Here is a 17,685-nt window from a genome sequence, read left to right on the forward strand (position 1 = left end):
GTGAATGCGCATGAAGAAACATTTAAAATTACATATTATTTGGATTGCTTTGATTGTGCTAGTTGCCCTTTTAATTGATTTTCTCATTGCACAAGGTATTATTACACAAGTATATGAACGAACATTGGTAACGATTTTTATCAATATTATTTTAGCTGTAGGATTAAATTTAGTGATTGGTATCGCAGGACAGTTTTCTTTAGGGCATGCAGGATTTATGGCGATTGGTGCTTATGCAGGTGCTATTTTAATGATGCAAGTAGACGGTATTTTAGGATTGCTTTTAGGTATGCTCGTTGGGGCTATACTTGCAGGTGGTGTTGCTGTGATAATCGGTATTCCAACACTTCGTTTAACAGGAGATTATTTAGCTATTGCTACACTTGGTGCATCAGAAATTATACGTATTATTATTTTAACATCAGATAATATTACGAATGGTGCTATTGGTATCAGCGGTATTCCAGATACAGCAACATGGTCTATTGTTTATGTGTTTGTCATTATAACAACTGTTCTTGTTTTAAATTATATTCGTAGTAGTGCAGGGCGTGCGACATTGGCTATTCGTGAAAATGAAATTGCTGCTGAAGCTATGGGCGTTCACTCACTTAAATATAAAGTTACAGCTTTTGTTATAGGTGCTATGACAGCAAGTGTTGCTGGTACTTTATATGCAAGTTATTTAGGTGTTGTTGCACCAAAAGATTTTACATTCCAAAAATCAATTGATGTGTTAATTATTGTTGTATTTGGTGGTATCGGTAGTGTTACAGGGTCTATTATTGCGGCTATTTCATTAGGTATATTAAATACGCTATTACAACCAGTAGGAGAATGGCGTACGATTATTTATGCGATTGCCCTTATTTTAGTGATGATTTTTAGACCGAGTGGTCTACTAGGACGTAGAGAATTGATGATTTCTCCGTTTTTAAATCGTCAGAAAGGAGCTAGTCAAAAATGAGTTTGTTAGAAGTAAAACAATTAACAAAAAATTTTGGTGGTTTATCTGCTGTATCATTAGTTGATATGACATTTGAGCAAAATGAATTGATTGGCTTAATCGGTCCAAATGGAGCAGGTAAAACAACTTTATTCAATTTATTAACGGGTGTATATGTACCAACAGAAGGAACAATCACGTTAAAAACAGATAAAGGTGTTGTACTATTAAATGGTAAAAAACCTTATGAAATCAGTGATTTGGGATTGACAAGAACATTCCAAAACATTCGCTTGTTTAGTGATTTGACTGTATTAGAAAATGTTGAAATAGCCATGCATAGTAAAAAAGGTGTAGGGTTATTTGATAGCTTTTTTAGAACACCTAAATTTTATAAAAATGAAACCGATATGCAAGAAAAAGCACTGTCTTTATTGAGTATTTTTCATTTAGATGAAAAAAGCAACGTCGTTGCTAAAAATTTATCTTATGGGGAGCAACGTCGATTAGAGATTGTACGTGCTTTAGCAACAAACCCGAGAATTTTGTTTTTAGATGAACCTGCTGCGGGAATGAATCCTCAAGAAACGGCAGAGTTGACAGAGTTGATTTATCAAATTCAAAGAGATTTTAATATTACGGTTGTTTTAATTGAACACGATATGTCTTTAGTAATGTCGATTTGTCAGCGTATTTATGTTTTAGAATATGGGCGTTTAATTGCGCATGGAACGCCAGAGGAAATCAAACAAAATCCTGATGTTATTCGTGCGTATTTAGGAGGTGAATAGTATGTTAAAAGTAGAAAATTTAAGCGTCCATTACGGAATGATTCAAGCGATAAATAATGTGTCTTTTGAAGTGAATGAAGGCGAGATTGTCAGTTTAATCGGAGCAAATGGTGCAGGAAAATCGACCACTTTACGTACTATTTCAGGGTTAGAACGTGCTTCTAGTGGACAAATTACATATTTAAGTGAACCAATTCATACGATTTCTGCTAAAAAAATTGTTGAAAAGGGTATTGCTCATGTGCCAGAGGGACGTCATGTCTTTAAAGGAATGAGTGTTCAAGAGAATTTGGATTTAGGTGCCTTTTTAAGAAAAGATAAAGACGGTATTCAAAAAGATTTAAAAATGGTTTTTGAGCGTTTTCCAATTTTAGAGCAACGTAAAAATCAAGATGCATCAACTTTATCAGGTGGTGAACAACAAATGCTAGCCATGGGACGTGCGTTAATGACTCGTCCAAAATTGTTGTTATTAGATGAACCGTCAATGGGACTTGCTCCTATTTTCATTCGTGAAATTTTCAATATTATTCAAGATATTCAGCGCTTAGGTACAACTGTCTTATTGATTGAACAAAATGCAAATGTCGCTTTGTCCATTTCTGATAGAGGCTATGTACTTGAAAGTGGAAAAGTGGTATTATCAGGTACAGGGCAAGAATTATTGGCAAGTGAAGAAGTACAAAAAGCGTATTTAGGAGGTTAATAAAAATGGATGTTAGAACCTATATGACCGATAAAGTTGTGACAGCTACTGGAGATGTACGTATTTTAGAGGCACTAGATTTAATGAAAAAGCATAATGTGACACGTTTGCCCATTGTGCAAGGCAAACATGTAGTGGGTCTATTAACAGAAAAATTGATTGCGAAAAGTACACCGTCAACGGCAACAAGTTTAAGTATGCATGAAATCAACTATTTGTTAACAAAAACAACTGTTCAAGATATTATGGAAAAACATGTGATTACCATTCATCCAGATGCTTTATTAGAAGAAGCAGCTGAAACAATGCGTCAGCATCAAATTAGTGTCTTACCAGTTGTTGAAAATGATGCTTTAGTAGGTATTATCACACATTCTGATGTGTTAGAAGCCTTTGTTGATTTATTAGGATATTATAAAAAAGGCACACGTTTGACGATTGCGTTAGATGATAGAGTGGGTGAGTTTGAAAAAGTATTAGCTTTACTACGTCAAGAAAATGTTAATATTAACCAAATTGCTGTTTATCACGGTGGCGAAAAAGTGCAAGTTGTCTTACACTTAGCAAGTCAAAATGCAGATAAAGTATCTACTGTTTTAAAAGATGCAGGTTATCCAGTTTTATCAGCTATTGTCAAAGAAGGTAAAGAATAACAAACAGGAACGACTGGGGGTCGTTCCTGTTTGTTTGTATAAAAAGCCAAATCAGAGTTAATCATTATCATTTTGTTTAATAAAATAAAAAGGAATGTTTTGTCTATGTTTTTCAAGTTGTTCTCTTGCGTGTTGATTTACTGCTTTTAAATCAACCCCTTGTTGTTTAGCAGCAAAGACACAACCGCAATAACATTGACGATAAATGTCATATTCTTTACACATGTCAACAGAACGGCGATAACCATTATTTTTTTTGAAATCAGATGGTAAATAATGAACGGTTAAAAATGTTTCAATATTAAAGCCAACGTCATTGATGATTTGGCTATTTTTATGTGGTGATAATGTTAAAGCACTTGCGAAATAGTCAAAATCTAATTCTTTTGCTTTTTCAGCAGCACGGCTTAAGCGCATGTCATAGCAGGCATGACATCTTTTGCCACCTTCTACTTCATCTTCCATACCTTTTGCCATTTCTAAAAAACGTTTTGGATTATATTCATCCGCTAAAAATTGAACGGTATGATTGGTTCTTTGATTGAATTGGATAATAAAATCTTCTTGCACTTGTTTACGGTAGTCATATTCTGATTTAGGATGAATATTGGAATTTGAAAAATAAATAGTGACATCTGCCACATCGGCTAAATACTCTAACACAACTGTACTACATGGTGCACAACAACTATGTATCATGATTTTAGGTCTAAAACCATGTTCTTGCCATGACTTTACCATATTTTGTAAAATGCGGTCGTAATTGATATTACAATTTTTATGTTTGGCGTTGATAAAGTTTTTCGCATTGAAAAGTTCGTCCATAATTGCTCCTTTGATATGATAACGATATGTTTGTATTTTAGTAGATAAAACCTAGTGGTGTCAATCAAATACATAAAAAAGAGAACCAACCTCATGAGGTCGGTTCTCTTTTTTAAGCAATTAAAGCTAAAATGATAAAGTTGGCAATGAATAATGCGGTAGATAACCAAACGATAGGGTGTATCTCTTTGATTTTACCACTGACACATTTCACAATAACATAGAAGATAAACCCAGCTGCGATACCATAAGAAATGCTATATGCAAATCCCATGAAAACAGATGCGAAGAATGCGGGAACGGCTTCTTCAAAGTTTGTCCAGTTAATATCTGCAAAAGAGGACATCATTAAAATACCAACGATAATTAACGCGGGTGCTGTTGCAGCTGCTGGGACGATACTTACAAGCGGAGCAGCAAGTGTGGATACAACAAATAATAATGCTGTGACAACACTTGTCAAACCTGTACGACCCCCTGCACCAATACCTGCTGCAGATTCAACATAAGTCGTTGTATTTGATGTACCAAAAACAGCACCGATAGATGTTCCAATGGCATCAGCGAACAAAGCTTTATCCATTTTAGAACTGAAACCAGAACTATTTTCTAAAGCACGTTCATCTTCTTCAGAGAAGATACCAGTACGACGACCTGTCCCGATAAATGTACCGATTGTGTCAAAGACATCAGATAAACTAAAGGCGAAAATGGTTAGTAGAACAGTTGGTAATTTTGATGTATCTGAGAACAATGATAACAATCCTTCTGAACCAAAAGCCGCACCAAAGGTTGTACCTAATTCAGAAAAGGCTGTACCGATACCTGCAGCAAAATCAATGTGACCAACAGTAACAATACCTGTTAAAATACCGATAATGGTTGTTGTAATAATACTTACTAAAATAGCACCACGTACTTGTTTTACCATTAAAATAATTGTAAAAATAAGACCAAATAGGGCTAATAATGATGTTGGATTGGTGAATTTTACTAATTCGGGAACAATGCCACCGCCGGATACAACAGATTGAACCCCATTTACTGTTGCTGTTGCTTGATAAGGTGCGTTGTTGACAGACAAGATAGAGCCACTGTCTGATAAAAAGGCTAAAAAGTTTGCATTTTTAACACCAATATAAGCAACGAATACCCCAATTCCTGCTCCGATAGCATGTTGTAAACTTTCAGGAATAGATTTAATCATCAGTTTACGAATTTTTGTCACTGTAATCAAAATATTAAACATACCACATAAAAAGACCATAGCTAATGCTTGCTGCCAAGAAAAGCCTAAACTAAAGACAACCGTAAATGTGAAGAATGCATTTAATCCCATTCCAGGAGCTAAAGCGTAAGGAACGTTGGCAAAAAGTCCCATAATCAGCGTACTGATTGCTGAAGCAATAATTGTTGATAAGAAGACGGCTTGAGAGGGCATACCTGTTAATGATAAAATAGCTGGATTAACGAATAAAATATAAGACATAGCAAAAAATGTTGTAAACCCTGCAATAATTTCTGTTGCAACCGTCGTGTTATGTTGCGATAATTTGAAAAATTTTTCCATAATAACTCCTTTTTTATTTTAAAAAACGAATAAACAGCGAGAAAACAATAATTCTCCTGTTTAATGTTCGTGTTTTTATTTGTTTTTTAACTTTATGAATAAAGTGTACAATAAAAATGACAAAAAATCAATACAAAAATGAAAAAGTGATAAAAAATGTACGGATTTTAAATTGGTAGTGTTTTAGACATAATTTATGTATAATGAAAGACAAGAATAAATGAGGTGACAATATGTTTTTTGATACACATACACATGTGAATGTAGAGGCATTTGAGTTAGATTTAGAAGAAACACTGCAAAGAGCGAACGAAAATGGCGTTACGCACTTTGCTGTTGTTGGGTTTGATACGCCAACTATTCAAAAATCTTTAGAATTGAGTGCTTTACATGATAATATATATAGCATTATTGGCTGGCATCCAACAGAGGCGGGTGTTTACACAAAAGCCATTGAGGAAAAGCTGCAACAACAGTTAATTGATAAAAAAGTTGTGGCTTTAGGAGAAATTGGATTAGATTATCATTGGATGACAAGTCCAAAAGATGTCCAAGAGAAAGTATTTAGACGCCAAATTGCTATATCTAGAGAGCATCGTTTACCGATTAGTATTCATACAAGAGAGGCAATGGAGGATACGTATCGTATTTTGAAGAGCGAAATGTTTTATGGTGGTATTATGCACAGTTTTAGTGGGACGGTTGAGGATATGTACCGTTTTTTAGATTTGGGAATGCATATTTCACTAAGTGGTGTTGTGACATTTAAAAAAGCGGTTGATTTACATGACGTTGCAAAAAAAGTACCTTTAGATAGATTGTTGATTGAAACAGATGCTCCCTATTTAGCACCTGTTCCATTTCGTGGGAAAAGAAATGAACCAAGTTATGTACGTTTTGTGGCAGAAAAAATTGCTGAGTTACGAGAGTGTAGCATACAAGAAATTGCAGAGGCAACGATGAAAAATGCAAAGGAATTATTTGAATTAAGATGAAAGAGATAATTGTTGTTGAAGGTAGAGATGATACAAGACGATTGACCGAAGTTTTTGGGAAAATAGATACCATTGAAACGAATGGTTCCGCTATTGATGAAGAAACATTATTGTTAATTGAAAAGGCGCATCAGCTACGTGGGGTCATTGTATTAACTGATCCCGATTTTCCGGGTGAAAAAATTCGGAAAATCATCACTCAAAGAGTGCCAAACGTTAAACATGCTTTTCTTCATGTACAAGAGGCGTTGCCAAAAGGAAAAGGTAGTCTTGGTGTTGAGCATGCTAGTGATGTAGCTTTAAAAAGAGCATTACATGACGTGAAAGTAATTGTTGATGATTTTTCACATGATAATATTACAAAATCCTTTTTAATGAGATGTTCACTGATTGGGAGTGAGCAATCGGCTTATTTACGACAAGCGTTAAGTAAGCAATTAGGGATTGGGCATGTTAATGGTAAACAGTTAGAAAAAAGATTGAATATGTTTGGTATATCAAAAGAAGATGTATTAAATGTTTTAACGAAGATAGTAGAGGAAGAGAATATCAAAAATGGATAAAAAGAAAGATATAGCGACACCGACTAGAACAGCCGATATTTTAAAAAAATATGGTTTGTTTATGAAAAAGAGTTTAGGTCAGAATTTTTTGATTGAACCAAATATTTTAACGCGTATTGTTGATGTAGCAGAGATTGATGAGGACACAAATGTCATTGAAGTAGGTCCGGGAATTGGTGCGTTAACAGAACGTTTGGCACGAGTAGCCAATCATGTACTGGCTTTTGAAATAGATGATAGACTCATTCCTATTTTATCAGACACATTAAGTGAGTATCATAATGTGACTGTCTTACATCAAGATATTTTAAAAGCCGATTTAAATACCTCTGTTATAGAGCATTTAAATATGTCTAAAAAATTAAGTGTTGTTGCTAATTTGCCTTATTACATTACAACACCGATTATTATGCGTTTTTTAGAGGCTGATTTACAAATTGATACATTTGTTATGATGATGCAAAAAGAAGTGGCTGAACGTATGACAGCTAAAGTTGGAACAAAAGCATATGGCTCATTAACGATTGCTATTCAATATTGTATGATGTCTGAAATTGCGTTCATTGTTCCTAAAACAGTATTTTCTCCACAACCAAATGTCGATTCGGCTATTCTTAAATTAACAAGACGACAACAACCATTGGTCAATGTTACTGATGAGGCATTTTTCTTTGATTTAATTAAATCAGCATTTGTACAACGTCGTAAAACATTGTGGAATAATTTACAGCACAGATTTGGTAAAACGGAAACGATTAAAGAATGGCTTATGACGAGTTTGAGTCAAGCCAATATAGAACCGAGTGTACGTGCCGAAGCATTAAGCATTGAACAATTTGCTACCTTGGCAAATATCATGGTATTACATAAACCTTAAAAAAAGATAAAGATAAATAAAAAACTACTTATTTCATGTTATGATATAAGTAGTTTTTTAATAAGGAGTGACACGATGCGTATTTTAGTTGTAGATGATGAAAGAGAAATTGTTGATTTATTAACCATTTATTTGCGAAAAGAAAATTATCAAGTGTCAAAAGCTTATGACGGTATGAGTGCTTTAAAAAAACTTGAAGAACATGCCGATATTAAATTGATTATTTTAGATATTATGATGCCTAAAAAAGATGGGATTTCTGTTTTAAGAGCGCTTCGAGAAGCGAATAATCATGTGCCTGTATTATTATTGAGTGCTAAAGGAAGCGACATGGATAAAATTAAAGGTTTCAATCTTGGTGCTGATGACTATGTGTCAAAACCGTTCCATCCTCTTGAAATTATGGCACGTGTAAAATTATTGTTACGTCGATATGATACACAATTACCAACGCAAGAAGATGATATACAGGTTGGGCCGTTGATTATAAAAAAAGAATCTCACGAAGTGTTATTTTCAGGAGAAAATATTCCATTAACAGCACTAGAATTTGGTATTTTACACTTATTGGCAAGTTATCCTAATAAAGTGTTTAGTGCTGAAGAAATTTTTGAAAAAGTGTGGAAGCAAGAAAGTATTGTTTCTGCAAAAACGGTCATGGTACACGTTAGTCATTTAAGGGATAAATTAGAGGAAGCAACAGGTGGTGAAAAAATTGTTGAAACCGTTTGGGGTGTTGGATACAAAATATCAAAAAATTAAACATAAATGGAAACGACTAAAGGCACTTGATAAAAAGCAATTAAATCATTTAGTTGTAGAGGGTTTAATCACATTAACAGCGATTCTTTTTATTTATTTTGGATGCTTATTTTTATTTAATAAATTATTATTTCCACTACCTAATGAACCGTTTTATGCGTTACATCTTCGACAAGTATTTGGTATTACACATCAAATGATTGGGGTATATCGTCAGATTTTTACAGTGGTTATGATTTTAGGTGCTATTTGGTTTACATACTGGCGATTGAGTAGACGATATAGACAATATGAATTAAGTCATATTTTAGAAGAGTTAGATTATATTGCTTCGGGTAATTATCATCATCGTATATCAGAAGACTTATTGGGACGTATGAGAAAAGTAGCAATTAGTATCAATAAACTCGTCGATAGTACCGTATCGGCAATGGAAGAAGAACGACATATTGAACAAACAAAAAATGAACTCATAACGAATGTGAGTCATGATATTAGAACACCTCTCACATCTATTATTGGGTATTTAAGTTTGATTGAAGAATCGGATGAGATTGATGAAGAAGAATTGAAACAATACGTGCATGTTGCTTATATGAAATCTTTGCAAATGAAGCGTTTGGCAGATAATTTATTTGATTATATAAAAATGCAAGACTACAAAGAAGAATGGCAATATCAACATATTCCTATAAAAAATTTTTTGACACAAATTGTTGTGGAGAATGAATTAGAAGCATTGGAAAAAGATATGACGATTGATATTGATGTGACACCGTCCAATTTACTCGTTCAAATGAATGGAGAACAAATGGTAAGAGTGTACGATAATCTCATTTCTAATGCATTAAAATATAGTCAAGCCAAACGATTACAGCTCACGGCAAGACAAGAAAATAATGGTGTTATTTTAGAAGTTAAAAATGACGGACAAATGATTGACTCAGATGTGATGAATAAACTTTTTGTTCGTTTTTATCGAGGGGATCAATCACGTTCAAGTCAAATTAGTGGTTCGGGTTTAGGGCTAGCAATTGTAGAAAGTATCATTTTACATCATCAAGGACATATTGATGTTTATTCAACACCCTCGGAAACTGTCTTTCGTATTTGGTTACCACAAACAGTCGTTACTAAATAAAAAGTTTTTAATATAATGTTAGAACAAAAAAGATAAGCCTGACTATTATGTTGGGCTTTTTGAATATAATGGCTCTTCGTCAAATTGTGTTGGTGGATTATTTCCACCAACACGATTGATTATAGAGCAAAAAACAAAGGACAGCATCCAAATCTTGCTGTCCTTTGTTTTTGCCTATATAAGTCATGAAGTATCTATTTTTATACAATGTTTTTGTAACTATTTTACCAATTTTATATTATTTGGATGAATAAAACATTGCATATAAATAAATACATATCGAATGCTTACGCCCATACTTTACCACGTTCGTCTTATAATTTCAACTTATTTTCATTTTTTATCATGAAAACGTTAAATCCCACATGATATGCGAACGATTCATGTGGGATTTTAGGTTTAATTCATGTTTTGGTTTGTTGTCAGTGTGACAGTGACTTTTTCGAGTTTTCCATTTCTGTAAACATCTAGTGTGACTTTTTCGCCAATTGCGTGACTATATAAATGTTTTCTAAGTGATACAGCATTTTTAATGTCTTCGCCATTCCATTTTATGATGACATCGTATTGTTTTAGACCTGCATTATCAGCAGAAGAATTTTCTTGGACTTGGCTAATTACGACACCTTCTGTTACGTTTTCTGGTAATGATAATAAACGTTTGCGTTGTGTTGTAGAAACATCAGTCATATCAACTAAACCAACACCTAAATAAGGTCTTGAAATTTTTCCTTTGTTTTCAAGTTCTTCAATAATTTTCACAACTTGATTACTTGGAATGGCAAACCCGATACCTTCTACGGATGTGTCGGAGATTTTCATGGAGTTAATACCGATGACATTCCCATTTTCATCCACTAAAGCACCACCAGAATTCCCCGGATTGATAGCTGCATCTGTTTGAATGGTTTCCATTGTCCAGTCAGGTTGTTTATCGCCATTTGTATCAATATCTACGCTGCGATTGACAGCAGATATAATTCCTTTTGTGACAGTAGATGCTAATTTAGAACCTAGAGGAGAGCCAATCGCAAGGGCTGTTTCTCCAACTTTTAGTTCATCAGAATTGGCAAAACTAGCTGTTGTAGACACATCGCTACTTTGAATTTTTAATACAGCTAAATCTGTTAGTTTATCCGTACCAACAAGTTCAGCTTGTACCGTTTTTCCGTTTTTTAATAATACTTCTAATTCTTGTGCGTTTTCAATAACGTGGTTATTCGTAACAATATAAGCTGTATCGCCAGATACTTTATAAATAACACCACTTCCTTCACCGGCTTTTTGTAAACCATTTGAAGCACCAGATAGACCAAATAAATTATTTTCGGTATTAGACTGATATTTTGCGATAGAAACAATAGCACCTTGTACTTTTTCAATGGCACTTGTTATAGATGTTTCTGCCTTTGGAGATGATACGGTTTTTGTAACAGATGTAATATTTGCTGGTTGCTGTGTAGGGCGAGTTGTGGCTTGCTGTATATATAATCCACCCATGATAAGAGATGCCCCTAATAAACTACCAGCTATACCAGAAATCAGCCCTATTTTAATAGGAGAAGCGGTCTTTTTGTGTGGTTTTTCAACGAGTATAGGTTGTTCTTCATTTTCTATTAGTTGTTCTTCTACTGTTTGTTCGTTATATTCACTCATGTGTTTACCTCCTAAAATAAGCATATTGTTTTGTATGTCTATAAAATAGCGTGTAAACCTTAAAAGATTCTGAAACGTCTTTAGGCGTTATGTTCTTCTTGAATGGCTTGTGTAATACTTTCCCAAGCAGCATCTTTTCCTTCGCCAGTTTCAGCAGAAAATAAAATAATCTTATCATCATGAGAAAGCTGTAATTTTTTTCTAAAAGTGGACTCGTGTTTGTTCCATTTTCCACGAGGAACTTTATCAATTTTTGTCGCAATAATTTGGAAAGGGATATTGTAATAGTCGACAAATTCTTTCATTTGAACATCTTCAGCTGTTGGGTCATGTCTAAAATCCATGAGTAAATAGACTTTTTTTAATGTGTTTCGTTGTGTGAAATATTCTTCTAACATATGTCCCCATTTTTCACGTTCGGTTTTTGATACACGAGCATAACCGTATCCGGGAACATCTACAAAATAAAAAGAATGTTCAATATCATAAAAGTTAAGTGTTTGTGTTTTTCCTGGTTTGCTAGATGTTCTTGCTAAATTTTTACGATTGACTAATTTATTGATAAAAGATGATTTACCAACATTGGAACGTCCTGCCAAAGCAACCTCAGGATATTGTGTTGTTGGATATTGTTTTTGAGATACAGCACTAATGACAATATCTGCATAATTGACTTTCATAAGTAGCCTCCTATATTGAACTATGATACAATACATCATAGCACATAATTGCTAAAAACGCATATTGGAGGAAAGATGACGACAAAAGAATTTTATAGAGAATATATTAAAATTGTCATTCCGTTGATGTTTCAAGGTTTGGTCACGACATTGGTGGCTATGGTGGATAATTTAATGGTTGGGCAACTAGGAGATTTAGCTATTGCAGCAGTTGCCATGAGTAACCGAATTTTAGGAATAGTCCTGTTTACCTTATTTGGCATTGCGGCAGCGTCTAGTGTGTTTATTGCACAGTTTTATGGTGCACGAGATAAAGAAATGCAAAAAGAAGCCTTTAGAACATCGCTTATTTTATCATCGGGATTAGTGTTCGTATCTTTTCTTGTTTTATTATTGATACCTGAAACAGTTGTGCATTTTTTTGTACAAGATATTGAAATTGAACGCCTCGCCGTAGCGTATATTCGCATTATGATTTTAGGATTTGTACCCTATTTATTAACAATCAATTATGGAACAGCGCTAAAAGTAGTTGGACAAGTACGCTTACCGCTTGTTGCCAGTTTAAGCGGTGTTGTCTTGAATACATGTTTGAACTATGTTCTTATTTTTGGGAATTTTGGTTTTTCGGCAATGGGCGTAGAAGGTGCGGCTATCGCAACAGTTTTTGCAAGACTATTGGAATTTGGTATTATTTATTATGTTGTCTATACAACAGGTTTTGATTTTAATACGAAGTTTAAAGATATTTTTAAAGTAGATAGAGCGTTATTTAAAGACGTTTGTTACAAAGCTGTTCCACTAGCTGTCAATGAAATTATTTGGGCATTTGGACAAGCGACTATTTTGAAATTATATGGAGTAAGAGGAAGTAATGTTATTGCAGCCTTATCTATTTCGGATACGACTACTTCTATTTTTTATTCTATTACACAAGGTATTTCAGCGGCGACACCAGTATTGGTGTCACAGCGTTTGGGTGCTGGTAAATTAGATGAGGCTTATCAGAATGGAAAAATGTTGTTAAAAACTATTGGATTTGTTGCAGCATGTTTAGGATTGATAATGTTTGGTATGAGTCATATTGTACCGAACTTGTATCAAGTATCCAAAGCATCACATGATTTAGCGGTACAAATGATACAACTAACCGGTATGTTTTTTTGGATTTATTTAACAGGTGCACAAAATTATTTTATTATGCGTGCCGGTGGCGATATGAAATCTACATTATTAATGGACGGTGGGTTTAAATGGGGAGTTACCATTCCTGTTATGGCAATATTAGCCTATTTCACACAGTTTTCAGCTATTGCTATTTTTATGTGTACACAAGTTTGTGAATTTATTCAAATGTGTGTTGGATTACGCTTTTTCTTTAAGAAACGATGGTTGAAAAATTTAACAGTAAAAGGCAATCGGTAGTCATAATATGTGATGACTACTGATTGTTTTAGCAATATAAAGGAGTATCTATGAGTAAGACATTAGTATTGGCAGAAAAGCCGAGTGTTGCAAAAGACTTAGCACGTGTTTTAGGAGCAACACAAAAACAAAAAGCCTATTTTGAAGGAAAAAATTATATTGTCACATGGGCTTTGGGGCATTTGATGACATTGAAATTACCCGAAGATATTGACAAAGATTGGCAAAAATGGGATATGGCAACATTACCTATGATTCCTAAAGAAATTGGTATAAAACCATTGCCTAAAACAACACATCAATTAAAAGCCATTAAAGAATTGGTACAACGAAAAGATGTGAAAGATATTGTGATTGCGACCGATGCCGGACGTGAAGGAGAGTTAGTCGCAAGGTGGATACTAGCATTTGCTAAGTGTCAAAAGCCGATGTATCGTCTGTGGATTTCATCTCAAACAGATAAGGCAATTAAGCAAGGATTTGCGGCATTAAAACCGGCAAACGAGTATGATGCTTTATACCAATCAGCCATCGCTCGAGCAAAAGCTGATTGGTTGGTAGGGTTGAATGTAACACGTGCATTGACGGTGAAATATGAAGATAATCTTTCTGCCGGACGTGTGCAAACACCAACATTAGCATTGGTACGTGAACAAGAGAAAAAAATAGAAACGTTTGTACCTAAGACGTATTTTGTTGTGAATGTTCAATATAAACAGTTAAAAGCAATGTTTCAAAAGCAATTCGACACTAGAGAGGAAGCAGAACGCTTTATGGAAACAGTGAAAAAAGGTGTTGTTTTAGAGGTAAAAGAAAAAACACATGTGGAAAAAGCACCGTTACCGTACGACTTGACAGAATTGCAAAAGGAAGCGAATCAACGGTATCAATTCTCGGCTAAAAAAACATTGTCAATTGTACAAAGTTTATATGAAACACATAAAATTGTGACGTATCCTAGAACGGACAGTAAGTATTTGACAACAGATATGCAAGCAACCATGAAAGAAAGACTTCAAGCTATTGCCAAGTATGACGAACGAGCAAAAGAGTATATCAACTTGGGCGGGAAAGTGATACAAACCGCTGTATTCCAAAACGACAAAGTTAGTGATCATCATGCACTTATTCCAACAGAACAAATGCCAAACTTGTCTAAATTATCATCTGATGAAAACAAAATTTATCGCTTTATTGTTGAGCGTTTTTTAGGTTTATTTGCACCACATCATCAAGTGAAAAGTGTGTCTATTAAAGTCCAATTTAATGACAAACAAGAATGTATCTTTAAAGAAAACAGTGTCCTTGTTCAAGGTTGGAAACAGCAAGAAGTCAGTCGTGTGTCTGTGGACGTAAAACAAGGCGATATACTATATGTTCAAACGAGCTGCGAGAAAAAAGTCACTACCCCTCCGAGTGCTTTGTCAGAGGGAACATTATTGGGTGCCATGGAAAAACACAGTTTAGGTACACCAGCAACACGAGCAGAAATTATTGAAAAATTGATTAAATCTGACTTAATGGAAAGACAAGCCGTGACATTGAGAGTAACACCTAAAGGAAAACAGTTGTTACAACTTGTTAATCCTTCTCTTGTGACACCGACTTTAACAGAGCAGTGGGAAAAATCTCTTGAAAAAATTGCCCATGGCAAAGAGCGTTCAGACAGCTTTTTAAAAGATATTGAAAAAAGTACACGACATCTAGTAGAGGAAATTAAGGGGAGTGAGGTTGCTTACAAAGACTTCACGATTACGTCCAAAAAATGCCCAGAATGCCAATCTTTATTGCGTGAACGTAATGGAAAAGATGGCAAGCGTTATGTATGTACGAATGCTGAATGTTCATACCAACGACGTAAAGACCCTAAAGTATCGAATCATCGTTGCCCGCAATGCCATAAAAAAATGGAAATCATTGACGGTAAAAATGGAGCATTTTTCAAATGTAAATTCTGTTCCATTACAGAAAAACTAGAAAGCAAATCACAACGTCAACAAAAATTAAGCAAACACGAAGAAAAAAGATTGTTACAAAAAATCAATGCTAAACAAGAAACTGTTGAAAGTCCATTTGCTGTGTTAAAACAATTAGCGAATGATAAGGTAGAGTAATCGAAAAAGAGCGAACCCATAGATAGTGGTTCGTTCTTTTTTATTCAAAAAACTCTTTTTGCATATAGAGGGAGGTTGTTGAATCCAAAGGATTTTGAGGATATAATATTATTTTTAGATTTTTTGATATGTAAAAAAGTTAATAATTTTAAAAAGAAACTATACTTTTGATATAAAGTCTTTCGCTTAATTTATTTGTCTGATGAAAGAGGTAGTCAGTATAGATAGCCATGAAATGATATGTTTTTTACCGATGTGTTTAAGCATTCTTTTATCTAGTATCATTACATTTGGATTAGTATTATTTTTGACTGCCGGTCCAGTAGTGTGGTGGACTGTTAAAATGATGTTAGAATTTGTATGGAATGTCGGAATACCTTATCTTATGATTATCGTTATTTTATGGATTATCACATGGATTCAAACCAAACGTTTTATGAAACAAGTACATACATATTATTCAGAATAATATTAAAACGATAATAAAAAGACGACAGTATCATCATGCTGTCGTCTTTTTCGTTATTGATTTATCCAATGAAATCCGTCTTTTTCTAGTAGTTGGATGCTTTCAATAGGTCCCATGCTACCAGCGGTATATGTTGGTATGTTTGATTGTGTGTCATTGTCCCATGCGTGACGAATGCGGTCAATAAAAGCCCACGATAATTCAATTTCTTCACGGTGTGCAAAGTTTGTCATATCACCATGTAAGCATTCTAAAATCAAACGTTCATACGCTTCGGGAGCATTTTGTTGCGTATAGGTTTTTGTTAAGTCAATCATTTGGATATGATGTGATAATCCTTGTTCTTTTGTATTGATAAATAGACGTATTTGTTCTTCGGGTTGTATATGAATACTTAATAGATTACCTGCAACTTCTGGGCTTGTTGGTTTAAATTGGATATGTACACTCGTGTCTTTATGTGACAGACGTTTCCCAGTACGAATGTAAAAAGGAATGTTTTTCCAACGTGCGTTATCAATGAAAATTTTTCCTGCTACGAATGTTTCCGTACGTGTGTATGCATCAATATCTGGTTCTTCTTTGTATCCGATAATATCATCATTGCCAATGTATTGTGCACGAACAAAATGTTCTTTAATGGCATTTTCATCATACATACGAAGATGACGCAAAACAGAAGCTTTTTCTTCTCGAATATTTTCCCCATTTAATGTTTCGGGTAGTTCCATGCTTAATAACGATAAAATTTGGAAAATATGATTTTGTACCATATCTCGTAAAGCACCACTTTTATCGTAATAGCCAGCACGGTCTTCAAAGCCAACGGATTCAGCTAAGGTAATTTGAATATTGTCGATGTATTCAGCATGCCAACAAGCTTTTAATAGTGCATTATGGCAGCGTAAAGCGGTAATGTTTTGTACCATTTCTTTGCCGAGATAATGGTCGATACGGAATATTTGATTTTCATCAAATGTTTGAGTGAGTTGATTGTTTAACTCAATAGCCGTTTGTAAATTATGTCCAAATGGTTTTTCAATAATTAAACGATTAAACCCATTTGATGTTAACAAATGTTGCGTTTTAATATGTTGAGCAATCGTACCAAAAAAGTTTGGAGCAACAGATAAATAGAACACACGATTACCCAATGTGTGATATGTCGCATCTAGTGTATCTGCCAAATGTTTTAGTTGATCATAATGTTGTGTATGTTCGACGTTATGTGATAAATAGTAGAAATGGCTTGCAAATGCTTTTTTTTCTGCATCATCATTCGATAATTGTTGAATGGATTCTAAAACAACTTCTTGATAGTAATCATTACTCCATTCACGACGTGCTGTTCCTATAACGGCAAACGAGTTTTTTAAATGTCCTTTTTTAAAAAGGCGGAACAAGGCTGGATATAGTTTGCGTTTTGCCAAATCACCCGTTCCACCAAAGATAGTGATTAAAACAGGTATTTCTTGAATAATGGTCATAGTGTTCCTCCATAAATAATGTACG

Annotated in this window: 17 protein-coding genes; 12 read left to right on the forward strand and 5 right to left on the reverse strand. The window is 34.3% G+C overall.

Annotated features, from left to right (window positions below):
* The first annotated feature begins 10 nt into the window (after positions 1-10).
* Genes H1220_01790 through H1220_01805 form a run of 4 tightly spaced genes read left to right on the forward strand, consistent with a single transcriptional unit; the run spans position 11 to position 3,096 of the window.
* Positions 11-967, forward strand: coding sequence for a branched-chain amino acid ABC transporter permease (locus tag H1220_01790; protein QMI86131.1), 957 nt, complete (start codon positions 11-13; stop codon positions 965-967).
* The gene (locus H1220_01795; GenBank protein QMI86132.1) at positions 964-1,737 is read left to right on the forward strand and encodes an ABC transporter ATP-binding protein; all 774 of its coding nucleotides are present in this window, start codon (positions 964-966) and stop codon (positions 1,735-1,737) included. Before H1220_01790 ends, H1220_01795 begins: the two co-directional genes overlap by 4 nt.
* 1 nt (position 1,738) lies before the next feature.
* Positions 1,739-2,443: an ABC transporter ATP-binding protein gene (locus tag H1220_01800; protein ID QMI86133.1), complete on the forward strand. Its 705-nt coding sequence runs from the start codon at positions 1,739-1,741 to the stop codon at positions 2,441-2,443.
* Between the two features lie 5 nt (positions 2,444-2,448).
* Positions 2,449-3,096 carry a CBS domain-containing protein gene (locus tag H1220_01805; GenBank protein ID QMI86134.1) on the forward strand — a complete coding sequence of 216 codons (648 nt, stop codon included), beginning with the start codon at positions 2,449-2,451 and terminating at the stop codon, positions 3,094-3,096.
* Between the two features lie 57 nt (positions 3,097-3,153).
* Here the strand turns inward: H1220_01805 and H1220_01810 are convergent, their stop codons facing one another.
* Together H1220_01810 and H1220_01815 are read right to left on the reverse strand one after the other, a co-directional pair.
* Positions 3,154-3,921, reverse strand: coding sequence for an epoxyqueuosine reductase QueH (locus H1220_01810; protein QMI86135.1), 768 nt, complete (start codon positions 3,919-3,921; stop codon positions 3,154-3,156).
* A 112-nt stretch (positions 3,922-4,033) separates the two neighbouring features.
* Positions 4,034-5,491 carry an NCS2 family permease gene (locus tag H1220_01815; GenBank protein QMI86136.1) on the reverse strand — a complete coding sequence of 486 codons (1,458 nt, stop codon included), beginning with the start codon at positions 5,489-5,491 and terminating at the stop codon, positions 4,034-4,036.
* Positions 5,492-5,724: 233 nt separating this feature from the next.
* On the opposite strand from H1220_01815, the gene H1220_01820 reads away from it, so the two are divergent.
* The 5 genes from H1220_01820 (at position 5,725) to H1220_01840 (ending at position 9,829) form a co-directional block, all read left to right on the forward strand.
* Positions 5,725-6,486 carry a TatD family hydrolase gene (locus H1220_01820; GenBank protein ID QMI86137.1) on the forward strand — a complete coding sequence of 254 codons (762 nt, stop codon included), beginning with the start codon at positions 5,725-5,727 and terminating at the stop codon, positions 6,484-6,486.
* On the forward strand, positions 6,483-7,049 hold the full coding sequence (gene rnmV / locus H1220_01825) for a ribonuclease M5 (protein ID QMI86138.1): 567 nt from the start codon (positions 6,483-6,485) through the stop codon (positions 7,047-7,049). Before H1220_01820 ends, rnmV begins: the two co-directional genes overlap by 4 nt.
* The gene (gene rsmA / locus H1220_01830) at positions 7,042-7,926 is read left to right on the forward strand and encodes a 16S rRNA (adenine(1518)-N(6)/adenine(1519)-N(6))-dimethyltransferase RsmA (GenBank protein ID QMI86139.1); all 885 of its coding nucleotides are present in this window, start codon (positions 7,042-7,044) and stop codon (positions 7,924-7,926) included. Before rnmV ends, rsmA begins: the two co-directional genes overlap by 8 nt.
* Positions 7,927-8,001: 75 nt before the next feature.
* Positions 8,002-8,688 (forward strand): response regulator transcription factor, encoded by a 687-nt coding sequence (locus tag H1220_01835; protein ID QMI86140.1) that lies wholly within the window; start codon positions 8,002-8,004, stop codon positions 8,686-8,688.
* A complete protein-coding gene (locus H1220_01840) occupies positions 8,642-9,829 on the forward strand; it encodes a HAMP domain-containing histidine kinase (GenBank protein ID QMI86141.1) in 1,188 nt (395 codons plus the stop codon). The genes H1220_01835 and H1220_01840 overlap by 47 nt, the downstream gene beginning before the upstream one ends.
* A 399-nt stretch (positions 9,830-10,228) precedes the next feature.
* Here H1220_01840 and H1220_01845 read toward each other — a convergent pair whose 3' ends face one another.
* Together H1220_01845 and H1220_01850 are read right to left on the reverse strand one after the other, a co-directional pair.
* Positions 10,229-11,485, reverse strand: a complete 1,257-nt coding sequence (locus H1220_01845; protein QMI86142.1) for a trypsin-like peptidase domain-containing protein — start codon at positions 11,483-11,485, stop codon at positions 10,229-10,231.
* A gap of 80 nt (positions 11,486-11,565) precedes the next feature.
* Positions 11,566-12,165: a YihA family ribosome biogenesis GTP-binding protein gene (locus H1220_01850; protein QMI86143.1), complete on the reverse strand. Its 600-nt coding sequence runs from the start codon at positions 12,163-12,165 to the stop codon at positions 11,566-11,568.
* 75 nt (positions 12,166-12,240) lie between these two features.
* On the opposite strand from H1220_01850, the gene H1220_01855 reads away from it, so the two are divergent.
* From H1220_01855 to H1220_01865, 3 genes are all read left to right on the forward strand, one after another.
* Positions 12,241-13,590: an MATE family efflux transporter gene (locus H1220_01855; protein ID QMI86144.1), complete on the forward strand. Its 1,350-nt coding sequence runs from the start codon at positions 12,241-12,243 to the stop codon at positions 13,588-13,590.
* 50 nt (positions 13,591-13,640) lie between these two features.
* Positions 13,641-15,704, forward strand: coding sequence for a DNA topoisomerase 3 (locus H1220_01860; protein QMI86145.1), 2,064 nt, complete (start codon positions 13,641-13,643; stop codon positions 15,702-15,704).
* Between the two features lie 202 nt (positions 15,705-15,906).
* A complete protein-coding gene (locus tag H1220_01865) occupies positions 15,907-16,173 on the forward strand; it encodes a hypothetical protein (GenBank protein QMI86146.1) in 267 nt (88 codons plus the stop codon).
* A gap of 53 nt (positions 16,174-16,226) precedes the next feature.
* On the opposite strand, the gene H1220_01870 is transcribed toward H1220_01865, so the two are convergent.
* Positions 16,227-17,660 carry a glucose-6-phosphate dehydrogenase gene (locus H1220_01870; protein QMI86147.1) on the reverse strand — a complete coding sequence of 478 codons (1,434 nt, stop codon included), beginning with the start codon at positions 17,658-17,660 and terminating at the stop codon, positions 16,227-16,229.
* Positions 17,661-17,685: the final 25 nt, after the last annotated feature.

This window comes from Carnobacteriaceae bacterium zg-84, assembly GCA_013874835.1.
Classification (GTDB): Bacteria; Bacillota; Bacilli; order Lactobacillales; family Aerococcaceae; genus WM01.

Bases quoted from the DNA above. Each gene is read 5' to 3' on its own strand.
- H1220_01790 (QMI86131.1), top strand. From the start codon at position 11: ATGAAGAAACATTTAAAATTACATATTATTTGGATTGCTTTGATTGTG.
- H1220_01795 (QMI86132.1), top strand. From the start codon at position 964: ATGAGTTTGTTAGAAGTAAAACAATTAACAAAAAATTTTGGTGGTTTA.
- H1220_01800 (QMI86133.1), top strand. From the start codon at position 1,739: ATGTTAAAAGTAGAAAATTTAAGCGTCCATTACGGAATGATTCAAGCG.
- H1220_01805 (QMI86134.1), top strand. From the start codon at position 2,449: ATGGATGTTAGAACCTATATGACCGATAAAGTTGTGACAGCTACTGGA.
- H1220_01810 (QMI86135.1), bottom strand. From the start codon at position 3,921: ATGGACGAACTTTTCAATGCGAAAAACTTTATCAACGCCAAACATAAA.
- H1220_01815 (QMI86136.1), bottom strand. From the start codon at position 5,491: ATGGAAAAATTTTTCAAATTATCGCAACATAACACGACGGTTGCAACA.
- H1220_01820 (QMI86137.1), top strand. From the start codon at position 5,725: ATGTTTTTTGATACACATACACATGTGAATGTAGAGGCATTTGAGTTA.
- rnmV (QMI86138.1), top strand. From the start codon at position 6,483: ATGAAAGAGATAATTGTTGTTGAAGGTAGAGATGATACAAGACGATTG.
- rsmA (QMI86139.1), top strand. From the start codon at position 7,042: ATGGATAAAAAGAAAGATATAGCGACACCGACTAGAACAGCCGATATT.
- H1220_01835 (QMI86140.1), top strand. From the start codon at position 8,002: ATGCGTATTTTAGTTGTAGATGATGAAAGAGAAATTGTTGATTTATTA.
- H1220_01845 (QMI86142.1), bottom strand. From the start codon at position 11,485: ATGAGTGAATATAACGAACAAACAGTAGAAGAACAACTAATAGAAAAT.
- H1220_01850 (QMI86143.1), bottom strand. From the start codon at position 12,165: ATGAAAGTCAATTATGCAGATATTGTCATTAGTGCTGTATCTCAAAAA.
- H1220_01855 (QMI86144.1), top strand. From the start codon at position 12,241: ATGACGACAAAAGAATTTTATAGAGAATATATTAAAATTGTCATTCCG.
- H1220_01860 (QMI86145.1), top strand. From the start codon at position 13,641: ATGAGTAAGACATTAGTATTGGCAGAAAAGCCGAGTGTTGCAAAAGAC.
- H1220_01865 (QMI86146.1), top strand. From the start codon at position 15,907: ATGAAAGAGGTAGTCAGTATAGATAGCCATGAAATGATATGTTTTTTA.
- H1220_01870 (QMI86147.1), bottom strand. From the start codon at position 17,660: ATGACCATTATTCAAGAAATACCTGTTTTAATCACTATCTTTGGTGGA.